Here is a 21037-nt window from a genome sequence, read left to right on the forward strand (position 1 = left end):
GTCTGAATGAGCGTTCCGACATCCGAAATCCGAAATCCGAAATTTCATGGTTCTCAAATACGTTCTCAAGAACTTCTCCCGGCGCAAAGTACGCACGATTTTGCTGATTTTGTCGCTGCTGGTCAGCACTGGGCTGATTGTGACGATGAGCGCCACAGTGGAAACGGTGCGCCAGAACAATGTGGACCTCATCGCCAGCGCAGTGGGCCGGTATGACATCGGCATCTACAAGAGCGATACCAGCCTGGAGCCGTTTCTGGTGGTGAGCCAGGTGACGCCCCAGGTGTTGGCGGCCAATGAACGGGTAACGGCCGTTTACCCCCGCATCGAAACCGAAGTCGAACTCAACGTCAACGGCGTCATCGGCCGCGGCACACTGCTGGCCCTGGACCCAGATGTTGACAACATTGGTTTTGTGGATGTGCTAGACGGCCGTTACCAACTCGGCGCCAATCAGGCCGCCATTCTTGAGGAAACCGCCCGCAACTTCGGCCTCAAAGTCGGCGACACGCTCGACGTGTCTTACAGCTTCCCGCTGCCCCGCGAAATAGGGCAAGAAGCCCTGGCCGGGGCCAGTGCGCGCCGCACCACAGAGCGGTTTACCATCACCGCCATTGTGCGGCAGGATGGCGTTACCGGCAGCGGCGTGCGCAGCGGCCTCATCATTGCCCTCAGCGACGCCCAGGCGTGGCTCAATCTGCCCGACCGCGCCCAACAACTGGTCGCCACCATAGACCCCACCCTCTACGAAACCAACAACGCCGAAATCGCCGCCCTGCGCGTGCGCGATGTGGTACGCAGCGTGCAGCAGCAGTTAGGCGACGACTACGCCTTCAGCCTCAACAAGGCCAGCGCTCTGGATGGCGCATCGCAAGGCTTCCTGGCCGTGCAGGCCCTCATCAACACCTACGGCCTCATCTCCCTGGGGGTGGTCGGGCTGCTGGTGCATACCCTGGTGATGACCAACGTGCAAGAGCAGCGCCGCGACATGGCTGTGCTGCGCATTCTGGGCGGCGAGCGCCGCCTGCTTTTTGGCTTGGTTATCGCCGAAGTATTGGTCATCGGCGCGATTGGCGTGGGCTTGGGTGTATGGCTGGGGCAGCTTATCACCGCCACCATTGTTGTGCCCATCATCAAAGCCCAGATGATGCAGGCAGGGCTGAATTCTACCCTTGCGCCGCAGGTGACATTGAGCGCCATCTTACCGGCGGTCGTTGCCGCCTTTGTGGTGCTGGTCCTCAGCAGCCTGAAACCGGCCCAAGACGCGGCACACACAAAGGTGATGCACGCCATCAACCCCGGCGTGGCCGACAACATCCAGCTTGAAGATTTGGCCCAACTGCGCGAGCGCCGCCCCGACGCCAAACTCTTCCTGGCCGGGCTGGCGCTGATGCTCATTTTCGCCCTCATCGCCGGTTTTGAGGTGGTAGATGCCTTTGGCGGCCCGGCGCTGGAGGTGATGTTTGTCTTGCTGGCGCTGGGACTGCTGGTGTTGGGCTTGGGCCTGATGTTTTTCATCACCACCATCCCCTTTGAGCGGTTGGTGCTGTTTGTGATGGGGCTGATATTCCCCCGCCTGACCTACTTTGCCCGGCGCAATGTGGGGCGGGGGCAGCTGCGTAATACGCTGATTTCGCTGCTGGTATTGTTCAGCGGCGTGCTGCCCAGTTTTTTGGCGACACAGTTGGCGCTGGAAAACGCCAATTACGAGACGAGCGTGAAGCTGGATATGGGCGCGCCGGTGAACGTGACCTCCTTTGCTTATTGGAACCGCGACAATACACGAGACCGGATTCGCCCCAGTTTCCTGGATGAGGAGCTGCGCACTGTGCCGGGGTTGGGGCAGATGGTGGGCGTAAGCTATGGCTATTCTTCGCGGGCAGCGGACCCGGTGGGGCTGCGTTCGGCGGGGGTGACGGTGGTGGGGGTGAACGGCCGTCTCCCCGATGTGCTTTTTCCCGATATGATGGAGTTTGCCGCCGGTGGACCAGAATCGCTCACGCAGATGTTGGATGATCCAACGGCCGTTATCATCAGCGAAGGGCTGGCCCAGCATCTGGTACTCGAATTGGGCGACGTGGTGAATCTGACTGGCGAAGGGCTGGACCACACTGTACCGGCGCGCATCGTGGGCATTGCCCGGCGTATCCCCGGCTTCGACGCCATCGGCCGCAGCCGCCTGGACGCCATGAACGGCAGCGCCGTACTCATGTCGTTGGACGGTTTTCGCAGCCTGATAACCAAACTCGACGCGCCCCTGCCGCCGCCCGACGACCCCATCTTCACCCAGGTGTTGGCGACCCTGATGCCCGACGCCGATGTGGATGCCACCGCCACCGAAATGGGCGAACGCTATGGCCTGGATTATGGCTTCTGGACGCGCTTTCTGGAAATTCAACTGAAAATGAATGCCCAGGCGCAGGCGACGCAGCGCATTTTCCTGCTGGTGCTGACGGTGATTTCCTTCACAACGGCCGTTTTCGGCGTGTTTGCCGTCATTTACGTCACCATCTACGCCCGGCGGGTGGAGATTGGCATGTTGAAGGCGGTCGGGATGCTGCGCCGCGAGCTGACCGGGATGCTGGTGGTGGAAGCCATCACCATGACGTTGGGCGCGGCGCTGGCCGGCATCGCCGCCGGGGCCAGCATGGGCTACGTCTCGTTTTATGGGCAGCGCGCCTTGCAGCAGCTGCCTACCACCTTCGCCGTAGACACAACCGTGATGCCCTTCATCGTCATCATGGTCGTGCTGGCGAGTGTCCTGGGTGCGGCCTTCTCTGCCCGCCGCATTGTCAAAAAACAGGCGGTGGATATTTTAAGAATGTAGATGGGGATTGGGGATTACGCTATGAACAACAAACACACCCTTCTTTTTGTCGTCTTGGTTTTGCTGTTGGCGGGTTGCACGCAGCGGTTGGGACGCGGGCTGCCGGTGGCGGAGGAGGCCACGGCCGTTGCCGACCCCAACGCCCCCACCGCCACGCCGCGCCCAACCAGTGCGCCGGCCGCCGCATCTACCGTATTGGCCGATGGGCAGTTGGTGGCTGTGCAGACATCCCTGGCGCTGAGCTTTGAAGCCAACGGCCGTTTACTGGAACTCAACGTCCGCCCCGGCGATACAGTGGCGGCCGGCGATGTCCTCGCCACGCTGGACGACAGCGGCCTGCAAGAAGCCATCGCCAGCGCCGATTTGCAGGTGGCGCAGGCGCAGAACAGCCTGGCCCAGTCGCAGCTAAGTCTGGACGATTTGCTGAACTGGCAGGCGGATGAAACGGCCGTCGCCCTGGCCCAGGCCAACGTCAGCGCCGCCCAGACCGCCTACGATAATGCCCGCACCAGCGACGCCGCGTCGGGCAACAGCCTGACCTCGGCGCGCATCAACCTGGAGCAGGCGCAGCGCCAACTGGCCGACGCCCAAAAAGCGTACAACACCGCCTATGATCCCGGCCGGGAGTGGGAGTTGGGGCTGCCGGGCTACAAGGAGCAGTTGGAAGCAGAGCGTAATGGCGCCAGCCGCAGCCTGACCTTTGCCCAAGAGAATCTGACAGTGTCTCAGGCGCAGTACAATCTGGCGGTGGCCGGGTTAAACAATGATACGGCCGTTTCCGCCAGCGCCTCCCTCATTAATGCCCAACAAGCCCTCAGCCAAACCCTGGCCGGTCCTAAGCCATCGGAAATTGCCGCTGCCCGCTTGCGTCTGGAGCAGGCCGAAATCTCCCTGGCCCAGGCGCAATTTAGCCTGATGCAGGCGCAAAACGCCTTGAGCAAAGCGCAGCTAATCGCCCCCTGGCCAGGTACGGTGCTGTCGGTGGAAGTCGCGCCCGGCGCGATGGTCGCCGCCGGGACGCCCATCGCCACCCTGCTGGACACCGACCAACTGCAATTCCAGACCACCAACCTGAGCGAACGAGACCTGGAAAGTATTCAACCTGGGCAAAAGGCAAAGATCACCCTGAAGGCGTTTCCGACACAGCCTATCTATGGCGTGGTGGCCGGGATTGGGCCGCAGGCGGCCGGCGTGGTGGGGGATGCGGCCGTGTTCACCGTGCAAATCAACCTGGATGATACGGACCTGGACCTGCGCCCCGGCATGACCGGCCGGGTGGAGATTGTGGGGGAGTCGTGATTTGAAGTTCGTAAGCCGTGAGCCGTAAGCCCTAACCCGTAGGCCGTTGGCAAAGTTTTGCGGATTATTGGACATGGGCAGGTTCAACGGCGCGTCAGGGCAATCGCATACTGGCTAAAACAGACGCCATAGCAGCACGCTTGAGGATTTGGCCCTAATAAGCGCCGCGGCCAAATAGGGCGTGGGGAACGGTTTGCAGCAAGATACGGATGTCCAGCGAGAGCGACCAGTTCTCGATGTAGTAAATATCCAGCAGGCACAATTCGTCGAAGGTCAGGTCGGCGCGGCCGCTGACCTGCCACAGGCCGGTCAGCCCGCCGATGACCGTCAGCCGTTGGCGATGCCAGGGTTTGTACTGTTCCACCTCTTCTGGCAGCGGTGGGCGGGGTCCCACCAGGCTCATCGTCCCTTGCAGCACATTGATCAACTGCGGCAGTTCGTCCAGGCTGGTGCGGCGGATAAAGCGGCCAACCCGCGTCAGGCGGGGATCGTCCTTGATTTTGAACAGCGGCCCATCGGCTTCGTTCAGCGCTTGCAGCGCCTCTTTTTGCTGTTCGGCGTCTATCACCATCGAGCGAAACTTGTACATCTTGAAGAGCTTGCCACCACGACCCACCCGCGCGCCAGAATAAATAACCGGCCCCGGCGAATCTAACTTGATGGCGATGGCGATGACCAGACCTACCAGCAGCGATGGAACCGCCAGAATCGCCATAACAGCCAGGTCCATGACCCGCTTGAGGAAGCGCTCGAAGCGATTAATGCTGATTTCTCTTTCGCCTAAAATGGGGATACCGGCCATGTTGGTGAATTCCACCCGATGCAGGCTGATTTGCAGCAGGTCCGGGACGGCCTGGACGCGCACCCCATGCGCCTGACAAATGTTCAGCAGGCGCACCGTTTCCTGGTGCATTTCGCCGGGCAGGGCGATAAAAACGGAGTGCAGGTTGGGCAGTTCCTTGAGGACGTTCTCTAAATCCTGGTAAGGCCCCAGGTGGGGGATGAGTCCCAGACCAATGTTGTTTTCGCGGCTGCCATCTACCAGGTAGCCGATGGCCTGGTAGCCCAGGTCGCGGCGGGCCAGGAGGGTGCGGATGAGGCTGCGGCCGGTTTCGCCGGAACCGATAACCAGGACGCGGTCCACCCAACGGCCGTGCCGGTACATTGTCGCCAGTATCCAGCGGCGCAGCAGCCGGGCGGCCCCCACAAACAACACCACAAACAGAAAAATCCAAAACAACATCAACCGGGAAAAGGGGCCTTCCGGCTGCAAAAAGAAGGTGACGGCCATCATCAGGACAACGGCCGTCGCTGTCGCCGACGCCACCCGTGAGATTTCATCTACCCAGAACTCGCCGCGCCGCCGAATCCACACCCGTGACTGCGAAAAGGTGAAGATGAGCAGCAAGTTGAGGATGATCTGTTGGCCCAGGTAACGGCCGTATGGCTCAAAAAATTGCTGCGGCACAGGCAAAAACCACTGAAAGCGATAACGGGCTATGTAAGCAGCTAGAAAGCCCAGGTTGATTAAAATCAAATCGCTAACGATGGTGACAAGGCGAATGCGGCGGGTTCTCATCTCGATTGTAATACCTGACGGTAGAGGACGGCCGTTTGTCGGCCGGCTTGCTCCCACGAAAATTGGGCGGCGTGGACCATTCCCTGCTGCCGCATTCTAGCCGACAATGCCGGATCATCCAGTACGGTTGCCATACGATCCGCCAGTGCCGCCGCGTGATGGGGGTCAAACAACAGCCCGGCTGGCCCCACCGCCTCTGGAATCGAAGACGAGTTAGAAGCCACCACCGGCGTGCCGCAAGCCATCGCCTCCACCACCGGCATGCCAAACCCCTCGTAAACCGACGGAAAAACAAACAGATCGGCGGCGTTGTACCACAAGGGCAGCTCTTCATCCGGCACGTAGCCGGGGAAATGGACCCGTTCGGCCAGCCCTAACGCCTGCACCCGGCGGAAAATCTCGTCAAACAGCCACCCCTTGCCCCCGGCCAATACCAGGTGCAGGTTATGGTCTGGCAGTTGGGCAAAGGCGTCCAGCAGGGTGGGGATGTTTTTGCGCGGCTGGAGCGTGCCCACGTGCAGCGCAAATCGTGCCGGCAGTTGCTTGCGCCGACGAAACGCGGCCACTTCCTCCGGCGGCAGCGGCCGGTACAGCCCATCCACCCCCGGATAAATGACGGCGATATGGTCCAGGGGCACGCCAAAAAACCGGTGTACATCCTGGCGGCTGGCTTCCGAAATGGTGATGACGCGCCGCGCCTGACGGCAGGAACGGCCGGTCTGGCTGGACAGGTAAAGGCGCTGTAAGGTGGGAAACTGCTGCGGGAAGTGCAAGAAGCTCAGATCATACACAGTAACGATGGTTGGGCAGGGGGAAAAAAGCGGGGTGACAAAGGCCATGCTGTGCAGCGCGTCCAATTTGCGCCGCCACGCCTGCCAGGGCCAGGCCAACTGCTCCCACAGAATGCGGGCGCTGCGCTGTTCGGTCGGCCAACGGCTGCCGACAAAAGTCAGGCCGGGCACATCGGCCAGGTCGTCGGCGAAGCGGGTGAAGACGATGGGCTGGGGATTGTCGCCGCCGGTGGGCAAATGGCGCAGCACCTGGGCGATGTATTGGTGGATTCCCGCCCGACGGTAGCCAGCTTCGCCGGAGAGCAGATGGGCGTTGATGCCAACGACCGCTGCCCGTGTTGTTGTGCCTGATGTTGAAAGCATAGGGGGCGATTATAACCAAACGGCCGCCTGGGGAAAGGTGCGACGCACTACCGCAGTGCGTCGCACCCGAAAGGTTTAGGCGTAGGCTTCCACCGGGATGCAGGCGCATACCAGGTTGCGGTCGCCGTAGACATTGTCTATGCGGGCGACGTAGGGCCAGAACTTGTGCTCTTTTACCCAGGGTAGGGGGAAGGCGGCTTTTTCGCGGGAATACGGCCGTTCCCACACTTCGCCCATCACATCTTCGGCCGTATGGGGGGCGTTGGCTAACGCGCTGTCTTCGTGGCTGACCAATCCGTTCTCGATTTCGCGGATTTCCTGCCGAATCTGGATCATGGCTTCGCAGAAACGGTCCAGCTCCGGCAGCGATTCGCTTTCCGTCGGCTCAATCATCAGCGTGCCGGGCACGGGGAAGGAGAGTGTGGGGGCGTGGAAGCCGTAATCCATCAGCCGTTTGGCCACGTCTTCGGCGCTGGCGAACTCTTTTAACGGCCGTAAATCAATGATGCACTCGTGGGCGACACGGCCGTTCTTGCCTTTGTACAACACCGGGTAATGCGGGTCCAGCCGCTGCGCCACGTAATTCGCGTTCAGAATCGCCACCTGCGTCGCCTGTTTCAGGCCGGCCGTGCCCATCATGGCGATGTAAGCATAGGAGATAGGCAGCACGCTGGCGCTGCCCCACGGCGCCGACGACACCGGCCCCACGCTTTGCGCCCCACCCACCCCGGCAATCACCGGGCTGTTGGGCAGGAACGGCGCCAGGTGTGCGGCCACGCCAATTGGCCCCACCCCAGGGCCGCCGCCGCCATGGGGGATGGCAAACGTTTTGTGCAGGTTCAGGTGACACACGTCGGCGCCGATGTGTCCAGGGCTGGTCAGGCCCACCTGGGCGTTCATATTGGCTCCGTCCATGTACACCTGCCCGCCGTTTTCATGAATGATCTGGCAAATTTCTTCGATAGCTTCCTCAAAAACGCCATGCGTTGATGGGTACGTCACCATGATGGCGGCCAGGTCGTCGCGGTGTTCCTCCGCTTTGGCGCGCAAATCGGCCACGTCTATGTTGCCGTTGTCGTCGCAGGCGACCACAACCACTTCCATGCCGGCCATCGTGGCGCTGGCGGGATTGGTCCCATGGGCGGAGCTGGGGATGAGGCAGATGTGGCGGTGACCTTCGCCGCGCGCGTGGTGGTAGGCACGGATGGTGAGCATACCGGTGTATTCGCCGGACGCGCCGGAGTTGGGCTGCAAGGAAATGGCGCTAAAGCCGGTGATTTCCGCCAGCCAGCCTTCCAGTTTTTGGAATAATTCGCGGTAGCCAGCCGCCTGTTCCACCGGTACAAAGGGGTGCAGCGCGCCGAACTTGGGCCACATGATGGGCAGCATTTCGGCGGTGGCGTTGAGCTTCATGGTGCAAGACCCCAGGGGGATCATGGAATGGGTCAGCGATAGGTCGCGGTTTTGCAGGCGGGTGATGTAGCGCATCATCTCCGTTTCGGAATGATAGCTGTTGAAGACGGGGTGGGCGAGGTAAGATGTGGTACGCTCGAACGGCCGTTCATAGCTTAATTCTACCGCGTCGGCCAGTGCGGCCACGTCAATCTCGCCCGCTTCTGCGCCAAAAATGGCGAACAAAGCGTGTAAATCTTTTACCAGCGTGATTTCATCCAGCGAGACGCCGATGCTGCCATCGGCGTTGTAGCGCAGGTTCACCTGCTGCGCCAGGGCTGCCTGGCGGATTTGCGCCTGGCTGTGCGGCCCGCCGCTGACGGTAAGGGTGTCGAAGGTGGGCGTCTGGTTGAGGCTGTAGCCGAGTTGGCTGAGGCCGCGGGCGAGAACGGCCGTTAACAGCCTTACTCGCTGGGCAATCCGCTTCAAACCCTCCGGTCCATGATAGACGGCATACATGGAAGCCATAATCGCCAGCAAAACCTGCGCCGTGCAGATATTGCTGGTCGCTTTCTCGCGGCGGATGTGTTGTTCGCGGGTCTGCATTGCCAGACGCATGGCCAGACGGCCGTGCGCATCCACCGACACGCCGATCAACCGGCCGGGCATCTGCCGTTTGTAATCGTCGCGGGTGGACATGAAGGCAGCGTGGGGGCCGCCATAGCCCATGGGCACGCCAAAGCGCTGGCTGTTGCCCACCACCACATCCGCGCCAAATTCGGCCGGCGGCCGCAGCAAGGTCAGGGCCAGCAAGTCGGTCGCCACCACCGCCAGGGCGTCGGCGGCGTGGGCGCGCTGGATGAACCCTTCGTAATCGTAAATGTCGCCGTTGCTGGTCGGATACTGCACCAGCACACCAAACGTGGGCTGGCTGAAGTCATAGGTCTCGTGGCTGCCCACGACGACTTCGATGCCCAGCGGCACGGCGCGGGCCTGCACCACGCCAATGGTTTGTGGGTGGCACAGTTCCGACACAAAAAAGATGTTGGCGTTGGATCTGCGCGGCCGTTGGCGCAGGCACAATGTCATGGCTTCGGCGGCGGCTGTGCCCTCGTCTAGCAGCGAGGCGTTGGCGATCTCCATGCCGGTCAGGTCGGTGACCATCGTCTGGAAATTCAGCAGGGCTTCCAGGCGGCCCTGGGCGATTTCTGCCTGGTAGGGTGTGTATTGGGTGTACCAGCCGGGGTTCTCGAAGATGTTGCGTAGTACGACCGGCGGCGTGGTGCAGTCGTAGTAGCCCATGCCGATAAAGGAGCGGTACAGTTCGTTTTTGGCGGCCATCGCCCGCAGTTCGGCCAGGATTTCCGACTCGCTGCGCGGCGTTTCCAGACTCAGGTCGCTCTCCAGCATGATGGCGGCGGGCACGGTTTCGGCGATGAGTTGGTCCAGGGACCGCAGGCCGAGTTGTTGCAGCATGTGGACAACGGCTTCTGGCCGCGGACCGATGTGCCGATCTACGAAGTGGTCGGTGGGGTGGAGTAAAGCGCGGTTAGAGGTTGCCGCGGTGCGGTGGGAAAGAGGGGGGGAAATCATGTTACCTCCAGAGGGGCAGTATTCAGTATTCAGTATTCAGTGTTCAGTATTCAGTGTTCAGTGTTCAGTATTCAGTACGAGACACTGAATACTGGATACGGTTTACGGAATACGGCCGTTACTCCCGATTGTCTAAATACTCTTGGTACGCGGCGGCGTCCATCAGACCTTCCAGTTCAGACGGGTCGCTGAGGCTGATTTTGACCAACCAGGCGTCGTAGGCGTTTTGGTTGATGCCTTCGGGGGCGTCTACCAGGGCGTCGTTGACGGCCGTTACCTCGCCCGCTACTGGCATAAACAAATCGGCCGCCGCTTTCACCGATTCCACCACGCCAAAGGTCTCCCCGGCGCTAAAGGAATCGCCCACGTTAGGCAGCTCCAGGTAAACGATGTCGGACAACGCATCTTGGGCGTGATCAGTAATGCCAACGGCCGCGCTGTTGCCGTCTACGGCAAGCCATTCATCATCTTTTGTATACAGTAATCCATCTTTAATTGTACTCATGATCATCTCCTGTTTGGGTTTAGGGGGTATAACTTGTTCATTGTCAATCAGGCGGTCGGCCATTTGATGTTGGCTGCCGGTCACTGGTTGATACATGTCTTGCCAATCCAATAAAAAAGGGGTGCATGGCAGTTCAATCTTGCCAGCACCCCCTGTCGTTAACCTGCGAGATTCGTTTCGTAGCCGAAACTTGCTCCAGCGGTGAGAAAGGTTGTTCTTTCTCTTTCCAGAGACGCTTCGCCCACGCGGTCCTTTTGCCTGAGAGTTTCACCAGTTTGATGCCTGGCTTGCCCCTTCGGCGATTGGATCAGTGGTTAGTGGTTAGTTGGTAGCTGTAAGTGGTTCACTATCAGCTCTCAACTCTCAACTCTCAACTAAACTCAATTCTCTCCCGCACGGCCGTTGCCCTTATTCAGTTGTGAAGTTACGACGCTATTGTAAGACCCGGCAGGCGGTGAGGCAAAAACCTGCTTGCGGACATTGTAGCTTTTCGTTTCTGTCAATGTCAACAAAATGGGTAAAATGGACGGTATGTTACATCAGGCAACCATCAGCAGCAATGGGGTCATGCGGCCAACGGCCGTCACCGTTAACCTGACCCGACTGACAGAGAACTATAAGGCAATTGCTACGGCCGTTGCCCCGGCGCAGGTGTTGGCCGTCCTTAAAGCCAACGCCTACGGGCACGGCCTGTTGGCCGTCGCCCGCCACATGGAAGCGTTGGGCGCACCTTACCTGGGCGTCGCCGTGTTGGAAGAAGGCATTTTGCTGCGCGAAGCAGGTATTGTCACGCCCATTTTGGTCATGGGCGGCATTATCGGCAACCAGATTCCCCTCTTTTTGCAGCACGACCTCACCATCACTGCCTCTTCGGTTGACAAGCTGACGCAAATCAATGCGACGGCGCAAACCCTGGGCGCGCGGGCCAAAGTCCACCTGAAAATTGACACGGGCATGGAGCGTATTGGCGTCCATTATTACAATGCAGCCACGCTGCTGGAAGCGGCGCTGGCCTGCGATCACTGCCTGGTGGAGGGCGTCTATTCCCACTTTGCGAATTCGGATGCGGCCGATCTGAGTTCGGCGCGGACGCAGTTGGAGCGCTTTAACGAGGTGCTGGCTTTTTATGCGGTGCGGGGCCTGGAACGGCCGTCTCTGTGCCATCTGTCCAACTCCGGCGGCATTCTGCAACTGCCCGAAGCGCGCTTCGACATGGTGCGGGCGGGCATTTTGTTGTATGGCGTGTATCCTTCGGCGGAGGTGAAAAAGACGGTGGTGGTACGGCCGTCGCTGTCCTGGACATCGCGGGTGGTCTACTTCAAGGTGGTGCAGCCCGGCCATCCTGTCAGTTATGGTTCCACCTGGCAGAGCGACCACATGGTGCGTGTTGTCACCGTGCCGGTGGGCTACGGCGATGGCTACTTCCGGGCGATGTCCAACCGGGCAGAGGTGATCATTCGCGGCCGGCGTTATCCCACGGTGGGGCGCATTTGTATGGACCAGATCATGGTCAATATCGAATGGGACAGCGCCTACAACGACGACGAAGTGATTTTGCTTGGTGAAGTGGGCGGCGTGAACATTTGCTGCGAGGAATTGGCCGAGTGGGCGGGCACGATTCCCTACGAAATACTAACCAACATCAATACGCGCGTGCCCAGGGTGTATGTGCGATAAGGGGTTTAAAAAGCGTTCACCCTCGGCCAGGAGGGGAAACCGAGGGTGAACACTTTTTTGGCGACTTCGTTTGTAATAATAGTCACAAAATATAAATTGGACTTAAGTTAAAGATAAGCGGTTGGTGAGTATGGGGCAGTATTCAGTATTCAGTGACCAGTTTTCAGTCGGCGCTGCCTCTGGAAAATGCCATCGTATACCGTTTTGTGTAGGCGTTCACCAGAGGTAGCGCCCTGCGGAATACCGAACATCGAATACGTGTACTAGTCGTCATCATCGTCGTCGTCGTCGTGTTCACGGCCGTCGGCGTGGCATTGCACGCAGTTGTTGCCCGTAAAACCAGACACGTCGTCGTGTTCCTCATTCATTTCTTGTTGGTTGTGGCAGGTGGCGCAGGTGTAAACGGCCGTATTCCCGCCCGGATGGCATGTGCTGCAATTGCCATTGGCCCCTTCATGGTTGATGGGGAAAGTATGGTTAAACGACGCCCCTTGCCAGGAATTGGTTGTATGGCAGGCAGAGCATTGGCCGGGGTAATGGTTGGCCGGCGGTGTGTGGCAGCTTTGGCAATCCGTTAGACCAGCGTGGTTAAAGTTGACGTTGCGGAAATTATTCACGTCGCCATGACAGTTGCGGCACGACCCCGGAAAGTGGTTGGCCGGCGGCGCGTGGCAGGCGGCGCAGTCTGTGCTGCCGATGGTGCTGTGGTTAAACGTCACGTTGCGGAAATTGTTGGTGTCAGTGTGGCAGGCGGCGCACGCGCCCTGGTAATGGTTGGCCGGTGGTGTGTGGCAGGCCGAACAATCTGTGCTGCCGATGGTGGTGTGATCAAAATTGACGACGATGCGGAAGTCGGTTGTATCGGTGTGGCAGGCGGCGCACGCGCCCGGGTAATGGTCTGGCGGCGGCGCGTGGCAGGCCGAACAATCTGTGCTGCCGATGGTGCTGTGATCAAAATTGGCGACGATGCGGAAGTCGGTCGTATCGGTGTGACAGGCGGCGCACGCGCCCGGGTAATGGTCTGGCGGTGGCGCGTGGCAGGCCGAACAATCTGTGCTGCCGATGGCGCTGTGATCAAACGTGGCAAACTGCCAGCCTTCGATGACGTGGCAGTTGGCGCAGGCTAACCCATATTCTCCCGCGTGGGGGTCGTCTTGGGCGTGGCAGGCCGCGCAGTCCGGGTCGGTTCCCTGGTAATCGCCAGTCGCATGGCAGGCGGCGCATTCCACCGGCTGATGACCGCCGCTGAGGGCAAAAAAGCTGTGGTCCAGGCTGCCGTCGGGAAAAGGTACGGCGAGCGGATTGGGCAGCTGCCCGGCGCTGCCGCGGGTGGGCTGGCCGGGGACGGCCGTCGCCATCCCTTCTGCCTGGGCAATGGCGCTGGGGGAGAGAGAACGGCTGTCTCGGACCAACGCATAAACCGCCGCCCCACCGACAATACAGGCAAACAAGCCCAGCGCCACGACAAACAAGATCAAACGTCGCCCCATTATGCGCCTCCATGAACGGCCGTTACCGCGCCAATCTGCTGCAAAAAACGCCACAAACTGCGCTGCATCTTCTCGCCGCCGGCCACCAGATCGTCGTGCAGATGTCGGATGTTCACCTGCTGCTCGATCAGGTAACGCAGCGGATCGGCTAAGTGTTGGTCGCCAATGACAATGGCCCCCACCAGGAAATCGCCGCTCAGCGCCAGGCGGACGGTATTGTCGCCGTTGGCGGCCCAGGCGCTGCGGTAAGCGCGTGGCTGCGTATACCACACCTCCGAAGAGCCGCGCGAGATATGCTGCACCGTTTCCACGGCTTCGTCGGCCGCGCGGCCCGGGCTGATTTGCCCCATGCTGGTGATATGCAGCCCGAACAACAGGCAGGCGTTAAACGGCGCGCCTTTGACGTAAGCCTGCCGCTGGCCGACCATGTTCAGGCCCGCCGCCTGGCCTTCGGCTACGGCGCTGGGCCAGAGAACGTCTACCATGTGGCGCTGCGTCCAGCGGTCGTACACCTGGGCGCAGTCACCGGCGGCGTAAACGCCGGGCACGCTGCTTTCCAGAAACTCATTCACCAATATAGCCCGGTCGGTTTGAATGGGCGTGTTTTGTACCACGTCCAGCAGCGGTTTGACGCCAATCGCCACACCCACCAGGTCGCATTGAAAGCTGGGGCCATCGTTAAGCCGGACCCCCCGGACGCGCCCGCGACGGTCGCCTAAAATTTCGGCCACTTCGGTGTTGTAATGGATGTGGACGTGATGGGCGCGCATTGTTTTTTCCAGCAGGCGGCTCTCGTCGTCGTTGAACACCTGGCTCCACAGGCGGTCGCGCCGCAGGAAATAATGGGTTTCCACGCCGCGGTGGGCCAGCCCCTCGCTTAGTTCCAGAGCGGTGATGCCGCCGCCCACAACCACGGCTCGTTTGGCCCGTTTGCTGCGGGCAATCAGGTCGTTGGTCCCGTCGTAGGTGTCCAGGTAGACCACGCCTTGCAGGTCGTGGCCGGGATAGGGCGGCGGGGTAGCCCGCGCCCCGGTGGCGATCAGCAGGCGGTCGTAGGGCAGGGAACGGCCGTCCTCCAACCACACCAACCGGTTCATCACGTCCAACCGGCTGGCCTTTCCCAAAACCAGATTCAGGTTCAATTGTTCATACCAGGCCAGCGTGCGGCAAAACACCTGTTTGATGGGGATTTCATTGAGCAGTGCGTAGGCCAGACCAGGGCGGGAATACATGGGGTACGGCTCGGCCGTGAGGATGGTGATCGCGCCGGCCGGGTCGTGGCGGCGGATGGTTTCGGCGGCGGTTGCCCCGGCCGCGCCATTGCCGATGATGAGGTATTGGGTGATGGGCATCAGGCTAACCTTCCTCTGGCGATGATGATTGGGCTGTTTGCTGCGTCAACCGTTCCAGGATAATGGTGTGGGCGTCGGTTTGCCAACGCAGTGTGCCGCGTGGGCAGACGGCGATGCAGTTGCCGCAGGCGATGCAGACGGGGTCATCCACTGGCAAACCCTGGCGGGCGTAGTCGCGCACGGGGATGCCCACCGGGCAGTTGTAGCCGCAGACGCCGCACTGCACGCAGCGGCTGGCGTCTGCCACCACGCGCCCCGATTCCAGCGTGGGTGGTGGCGGTTCAGTGGAACCGGTTAATCGTTTTTTCAATCGTTGGATGATGCTCATAGCTGCTTCTGGGAGCGCCGGCGTCCCGCCGATGCTCCGAACCGTGAGAAATTATCGTTGTTTAACCATCGTCAGAATGCTCGTCTTCCTGGCCGGTCGGATGGCATTCGGCGCAGGCGAAAAAGTCAGTCTGGCTGAAATCTACATCATCGTGTTCACGCCGCATTTCGTTCAGCTCGTGTTCGTGGCAGTTGGTGCAGGTGTATTGGTCATAGGTGGTGATGTGGCAGGCGACGCATTGCAACACGCCTTCTTCGCCATGATCCAGCGGGAAATTGTGCTGCAACAGGCGGGCGGGCAGCCACGCTTCGGTCGTATGGCAGGCGGCGCACTGCACGCCAAAAACACCGGCGTGGATGGGCGGCTCAGCGTGGCAGGCGACGCATTCCGGGGAAATGCCCTGGAATTGAGCGTTGACGTGACAATCCTGGCAGGTAACGGCCGTATGCGCCCCGGTCAGCGCAAAAATTCGGTCATGGTCGGCCGGGGTGAAGGCGGCCAGGGTGTCCAACCCGTCGTGGCAGGCCAGGCATTCTTCGCCGTAGCTCTGGCGGTGGTCGGCCATGAAAACAGGGTCGGCCTCCTGGTGGCAGGCGGCGCAGGCGCCCAGGCTGACGGCGAACGTGCCGGTTTCCTGGTGACAAGCGGCGCATTCCAACGGCCGTTCGTCATAATCCACCCCATGCTTTGCCAGACTAAACCGGGTCAGGCTGTGGTCGAAGTTGGCGATGGCGGCTGTTTTCAGGTCGTAGTCCGGGCCGCGATGCTCCAGATGGCAGTCGGCGCAGGCGGCGGCGTTGGCGAAACGGCCGTGCAGGCCAACGGCCGTTGGCGGATCCCCCACCATCTGCCGTTCGTCGGCGATGTTTTCATGGCACGCTTCGCAGCGCGCCGCCTCAAGGCCCACAAAGGGCGTGTGGCATTGGCCGCAGGCGTGGGCCAGTTCGGCGTGGTTGGCAAAACCTTGCAGGGCCACATCGCCATGCTGCACGGCCGACAATGGGCCGGGGCTAAAGGATTCACCCCCATGGAAATAAATGCCAACCACCAGCCCCAAGCCCAGGACCAGGGCCGAAATCAACGCCACCGGCGAAAAAATAGGATGTTGGCGCTCGACGCGGCGGAAATCGTTCATTTCAACAGCCCCGCTCTAAAGTAGAAGGTGGCGGCCACGTGGATAGCCACCGAAAAAAACAAAGTCAGGCCAAACGGAATGTGCAGGATATGCCAGGTGCGTAAGAGGCGGCGCGACGTGGCTAACATTTCTATTTGCCGTTCCAGGGTGCGCTTCCGCTCCAACAGCGCTGCAAGCTGCTGGCGGGGCTGCGCTTCCAATTGATCCAGGCGGCGCAGTTCTTTTTGCAGTTGGCGGCGGTAACGCCACTGGTAAAAGGCACGGCCGATAACCGTCAACGCCGGGCTGCGGGTGGTGGAGCGCTGGCCGAGGGCTGTCACAATTTCCTGTTCGCGCTGCGGCCGCTGCGCCTTGAAGTCCGTTAGCTGCTGCTCGATGGCCTGTATCTCGCGGTGCAATTCCTGGCGCGAGGCGCTGGCGCCGCTGATGCTGCGCGGCAGGGCGGTGTACAGGTAACGGCCGACAAAACCGCTGCCGACGACGACGAGGGTCAGGAAAAAACTGATCCCGGCCAGTCCGCGAAATTGCAGCCCGGTGTGCATCAGAGCCATAAAGGGGCCAACAATGCCGGTGAAGATGTGGAAAGAGAGCCAATAGCGCACCGGCCCGGCCCAATTGAGCCAGGTGGTGCGCTTGCGGATGCTGTACAATGTCTCGGTCATCACCATGAGCAGCGCGCCGATGATGCCCAGTGTGTGGCCGAAGGGATGGCCGCCGTGCGGTTCGGCCAGGATTTCGTAGGCGACGTAGACGCCGGTCAGCACAAAGATGACGAACAGGCTGAGTTCCAGTTCGTAGGGTTTAACGGTCGCTGCTGCCGGGTCCATAAATGGTTGTTTGCGCGTCAAAGAATCGGATAAACGATTTCGCACAGGCTTTTTCCTTAAAGTGGTGGACACAAATCGTCAACCAACAGGTGGCGTGTACCCAATTAGTCGCCACTGTAATAAAAAAGTAACGTCACTGCTGTCATTTAGGCGCTGACAGCGCCACTGTCGAGTAAGAATAACTTCCTGTTTTTTAGAGTGGACCAATCTCACCAAGTTAAAAACATATGAACCCTTAGGGGATGATAGCCGATGTGAAGCGAAATGCACCCAAGCAATGTTAAATTTGGCTTAAATCTGACACGGCCGTCATTTTCCATCCCCCGCACATTCGACTAGAATTAGCCCATGATGCACTTATTCAGTTGGAATGTCAACGGCCTGCGCGCCGCGCACGGCAAAGGATTTCTGGATTGGCTGAACCAGACTCAGCCAGACATAGTGTGCTTACAAGAGACCAAATGTCACCCTGATCAGCTAGATGATGCGCTGCGCGCCCCGGACGGCTACCGCACCTACTGGGCCTGGGCGGAGAAAAAAGGGTACAGCGGCGTGGCCCTCTACAGCAAAGTGGAACCGCTGTCGGTGCAAATCGGCCTGGGCGTCGCTGAATACGACCGCGAAGGGCGTACCATCGTCGCCGATTATGGCGATTTTGTGTTTATCGGCGCCTATTTCCCCAATGGCAGCCGCGACCACAGCCGCGTGCCGTTTAAGATGGCCTATAAAGCCGACTTCCTGGCCTTTTGCAATGACCTTCAGGCTCAGGGTAAAGCGGTGGTTTTTTGCGGCGATGTGAACACGTCGCATCGGGAGATTGACCTGGCCCGGCCGCGGCAAAATCAGGCCACTACCGGCTTTTTGCCCGAAGAGCGCGCCTGGATTGACCAGGTGGTGGCTCAGGGTTATGTGGATACTTTCCGCGCCTTGTACCCGGATCGCGCCGGAGCCTACTCGTGGTGGTCGTACATTGGCGGGGCGCGGGGGCGGAACGTGGGTTGGCGGCTGGATTATTTCTTTGTCAGCCCTGATTTGTGGCCGCGTGTGGCCGGAGCGGCCATCCACGTAGATGTGACTGGGTCCGACCATTGCCCGGTGAGTTTGGCGTTAGAATTGTGAAGTATGAATGATGAGGGCGGGAGTGGGCGGTGGGAGTGGGTGGTGCTGGGCGGGATTTTAGCGGTTACGGCCGTTCTCCGCTTAGCTTATCCCAGCCTGACCGAATTTAAGGCCGACGAGGCGCGGCTGCTGACGTTGGCGCTGGAGATGGTTGACGGCCGTTTCCCCCTGCGCGGTATCAGCAGTTCCGTCGGTTTCCCCAATTTCCCCATGAGCGTCTGGCTCTACGCCATCCCGCTGCTGGTCTGGCCCCACGTCTACGCCGCGACGCTGTTCACCGGGCTGCTCAACACCCTGGCGGTGGCCGCCGCCTATTGGCTGACGCGCCGTTATTGGGGCGTGGGCGCGGCTGTTGCCGCCTCGCTGCTGTTTGCCGTCAGCCCGTGGGCGGTTATTTTTTCGCGCAAAATTTGGGCGCAAAATCTGCTGCCCTTGTTTGTGATGGGCTGGGCGATTGGCGCAGCCCTGGCCTTTGTGGAAAAACGGCCGCGCTGGCTCTGGCTGCATCTGTTCTGCCTGGGCGTGGCCGTGCAAATTCACCTGGCGGCCCTGGCCCTCATTCCGGCGACGCTGCTTTTTTTGCTGGTGTTCCGACGGCGGGTGGTGTGGCGGCACGTGGTGGTGGGCGGGGCGCTGGCGGGGAGTACGGCCGTGCCCTTCCTATTTTACCTATGGCAAAACCGCGCCCAAATTCACCTGCCGGCCGGCGGCCAAACGGCCGTTGGCTGGAGCCTGGACCCTTTCCGTTACGCCGCGCTGATCAGCCGGGGCGCGGATATTCATTCTCTGGCCGGGCCAACCGCCTATCAAGATTTTCTGGCGCGGGCGCCCTGGTTGGGTGCGCTGGGCTGGATTCTGGGTCTGCTGCTGCTGGCCGGGCTGGGTTGGTTAGGTTGGCTGGTCTGGCGGCAGAGGGGGCAGCCGGCGGCCGACGCGGCCTTCATCGTGTTGGCCTGGGCGCTGCTGCCGCCGCTGTTTTTTACTTTGTGGCGCGGTGCGCCAGTGTTCATCCATTATTTTATCGCCGTGCTGCCCGCGCCCTATATGGCTGCCGGGGTGCTGTTGGCGCAGGCGGCGCTGGCTTCGCGTAGACCAATGGTTAAAGGGTTGGTGGGGACGGGGTTGGCGGCGCTGGCGCTGGCGCAGGTGTGGGCGCTGGCGGCGCTGCTGGCTTTTGTGGCGCAGACGGCTACGCCGGGCGGTTTTGGCGCGCCATTAGGGATGCAGGTGGCTGCCGCCGACCGCGCCAAAGCCATGCTGGTGGCAACGGCCGCCGCCGAAATTCTGGTGGTTGGCGCGGGTGAACGGCCGGACCTGGATGAGTTTTCGGCGTTGTGGGACGCGCTGCTGTGGGCTGCGCCGCGCCGCTTTGTAGACGGCCGTCAATCAGCCTTGTTTCCGGTCAATCGGGCGGTCGTGGTTCTGGATGGCGCGCTGGCGGCGGAAGCGGATTTGTACCGGGCGACGGCCGTAACCACTGAAACCTTCCCGCTGCGGCCAGGCGAAGGGGCGCTGGAAATTTTGCAGCTGCCTGGTGGCGCGCCGCCGCCGGACGCGGCCTTCGATGAAGTGGTTTTGCTGGCAAATTGGGTGAACCTGTTGGGCTATGGGCTGGTGGTGGATGATGGCGGGGAAACGGCCGTGTGGCAGCTTTATTGGCGCACAGCCGATAACCCCGACCCGGCCGATTACCACATCTTCAACCATCTGATCAACGCCGCCGGGCAGCGCGTGGCTCAGGTGGATGCGGCCGCCTTCGCCCCCTGGCAGTGGCAGCCCGGCGACGTGGTGGTGAGCCGCTTTAACTTGTCCTGGCCCGGCGATGACCCTGGATTGTTGATGCGCAGCGGTATGTACCGCTATCCCGGTCTGGAGCCGGTGCTGCTGCTAGACGTGGCCGGCAATCCGTATGCCGACGCCGTGGCAATCCCGTTGGCCAAGTAGTCGAGAATACGTCCCGCCCATCCTTTCCCCAAGACGGCCGTTACGGGTATAATTTGGTCCATAATGGTTTGCGCTTACTTGTGGGAGCATGGGATTGGCGATTTCATGAAGCAAAAAAGCAGCCGGTTTGTTGTGGGTCAGCATACAATCTCTTTGTTTTTCCCTTGTTGAGCGGTTTTTAGTACAAAAGTCCTGACTAATTTCCTGTGTCTGTTCTTGACGCTTACCTTTATACTGTAGGTATCAGAATTGTGATTGGCTGATTTATTATTTTTCGGCAGTTGTATTGATCCTTTATTGTTCGTTTTAATAGGAGTGGACTCATGAAAATTCCCAAACGCGAAGAAGGGCAGGGGTTGGTTGAATACGCCCTGCTCCTGGTGCTGGTTGCCGTTGTCATCATCGGTATCCTGACCGTTTTAGGCTCATCGGTGATGGTGGTGTATGCCCGTGTCATTGGCGGGCTGAACGGCCAGGTCGTCACCGGACAAGGCGTTGAAGCCATTGTCACCGGCTTCGACGCCAACATCACCCAGGGAACCGGCGGTTGCAGCGGCACGGTTAGCAACATATCTTTCATTGGCCTGACAGACGGCGCCATCCTCGAATCCGGAACGGTGACCATCAGGATTTTGGTGGATGGGGCGACCGTAAGCACGCTTTCTGGCGGAACCAACGCTTCTGGGATGGGGACCCTGGCCGGCCCTTATTCTGTTTCCGGGGGCGCCGGGTGCTCTGTCCGTGTGGTGGGTGGCTAGAGATGGATTGCCCTGTGAGCCTGCGGAAAAGTGACGCGCCTCCGCGCACGCATTTCTC

Annotated in this window: 14 protein-coding genes, 1 pseudogene and 1 riboswitch; of the genes and pseudogenes, 6 read left to right on the forward strand and 9 right to left on the reverse strand. The window is 60.4% G+C overall.

The genetic code is table 11. The features are described from left to right. The first annotated feature begins 46 nt into the window (after window positions 1–46). Together IPM39_18925 and IPM39_18930 are read left to right on the forward strand one after the other, a co-directional pair. Entirely contained in the window at window positions 47–2827 is a 2781-nt protein-coding gene (locus IPM39_18925; GenBank protein ID MBK8988112.1) for an ABC transporter permease, read from the forward strand. 21 nt (window positions 2828–2848) lie between these two features. Then, window positions 2849–4126, forward strand: coding sequence for an efflux RND transporter periplasmic adaptor subunit (locus IPM39_18930; GenBank protein ID MBK8988113.1), 1278 nt, complete (start codon window positions 2849–2851; stop codon window positions 4124–4126). Between the two features lie 154 nt (window positions 4127–4280). Here IPM39_18930 and IPM39_18935 read toward each other — a convergent pair whose 3' ends face one another. From IPM39_18935 to gcvH, 4 genes are all read right to left on the reverse strand, one after another. Further along, window positions 4281–5705 (reverse strand): sugar transferase, encoded by a 1425-nt coding sequence (locus IPM39_18935; GenBank protein ID MBK8988114.1) that lies wholly within the window; start codon window positions 5703–5705, stop codon window positions 4281–4283. Further along, a complete protein-coding gene (locus tag IPM39_18940) occupies window positions 5702–6859 on the reverse strand; it encodes a glycosyltransferase family 4 protein (protein ID MBK8988115.1) in 1158 nt (385 codons plus the stop codon). Before IPM39_18940 ends, IPM39_18935 begins: the two co-directional genes overlap by 4 nt. A gap of 75 nt (window positions 6860–6934) precedes the next feature. Then, window positions 6935–9844: an aminomethyl-transferring glycine dehydrogenase gene (gene gcvP, locus IPM39_18945; GenBank protein ID MBK8988116.1), complete on the reverse strand. Its 2910-nt coding sequence runs from the start codon at window positions 9842–9844 to the stop codon at window positions 6935–6937. A gap of 118 nt (window positions 9845–9962) precedes the next feature. Beyond that, on the reverse strand, window positions 9963–10349 hold the full coding sequence (gene gcvH, locus IPM39_18950) for a glycine cleavage system protein GcvH (GenBank protein MBK8988117.1): 387 nt from the start codon (window positions 10347–10349) through the stop codon (window positions 9963–9965). A 236-nt stretch (window positions 10350–10585) separates the two neighbouring features. Continuing rightward, window positions 10586–10753: riboswitch (glycine riboswitch) on the reverse strand. A gap of 127 nt (window positions 10754–10880) precedes the next feature. Here gcvH and alr point away from each other — a divergent pair. Then, window positions 10881–12026 (forward strand): alanine racemase, encoded by a 1146-nt coding sequence (gene alr / locus IPM39_18955; GenBank protein MBK8988118.1) that lies wholly within the window; start codon window positions 10881–10883, stop codon window positions 12024–12026. Window positions 12027–12289: 263 nt separating this feature from the next. Here alr and IPM39_18960 read toward each other — a convergent pair whose 3' ends face one another. The 5 genes from IPM39_18960 to IPM39_18980 form a co-directional block, all read right to left on the reverse strand. Then, window positions 12290–13516: a hypothetical protein gene (locus IPM39_18960; protein MBK8988119.1), complete on the reverse strand. Its 1227-nt coding sequence runs from the start codon at window positions 13514–13516 to the stop codon at window positions 12290–12292. Next, a complete protein-coding gene (locus IPM39_18965) occupies window positions 13516–14868 on the reverse strand; it encodes an NAD(P)/FAD-dependent oxidoreductase (GenBank protein MBK8988120.1) in 1353 nt (450 codons plus the stop codon). The genes IPM39_18960 and IPM39_18965 overlap by 1 nt, the downstream gene beginning before the upstream one ends. A gap of 4 nt (window positions 14869–14872) precedes the next feature. Beyond that, window positions 14873–15196, reverse strand: a complete 324-nt coding sequence (locus IPM39_18970) for a 4Fe-4S binding protein (GenBank protein MBK8988121.1) — start codon at window positions 15194–15196, stop codon at window positions 14873–14875. Between the two features lie 61 nt (window positions 15197–15257). Next, window positions 15258–16331 (reverse strand): cytochrome c3 family protein, encoded by a 1074-nt coding sequence (locus IPM39_18975; GenBank protein MBK8988122.1) that lies wholly within the window; start codon window positions 16329–16331, stop codon window positions 15258–15260. Further along, complete coding sequence (locus IPM39_18980; GenBank protein MBK8988123.1) at window positions 16328–17203, reverse strand: hypothetical protein; 876 nt, start codon at window positions 17201–17203, stop codon at window positions 16328–16330. The genes IPM39_18975 and IPM39_18980 overlap by 4 nt, the downstream gene beginning before the upstream one ends. Before the next feature lie 306 nt (window positions 17204–17509). Here IPM39_18980 and xth point away from each other — a divergent pair, with 306 nt between their 5' ends. From xth to IPM39_18995, 3 genes and pseudogenes are all read left to right on the forward strand, one after another. Continuing rightward, entirely contained in the window at window positions 17510–18277 is a 768-nt protein-coding gene (gene xth / locus IPM39_18985; GenBank protein MBK8988124.1) for an exodeoxyribonuclease III, read from the forward strand. A gap of 3 nt (window positions 18278–18280) precedes the next feature. Beyond that, window positions 18281–20221 carry a glycosyltransferase family 39 protein gene (locus tag IPM39_18990; protein ID MBK8988125.1) on the forward strand — a complete coding sequence of 647 codons (1941 nt, stop codon included), beginning with the start codon at window positions 18281–18283 and terminating at the stop codon, window positions 20219–20221. 323 nt (window positions 20222–20544) lie between these two features. Then, window positions 20545–20676: pseudogene (locus IPM39_18995) on the forward strand (pilus assembly protein). Window positions 20677–21037 lie beyond the last annotated feature (361 nt).

The sequence above is a fragment of the Candidatus Leptovillus gracilis genome (genome assembly GCA_016716065.1).
Taxonomy (GTDB): Bacteria; Chloroflexota; Anaerolineae; order Promineifilales; family Promineifilaceae; genus Leptovillus; species Leptovillus gracilis.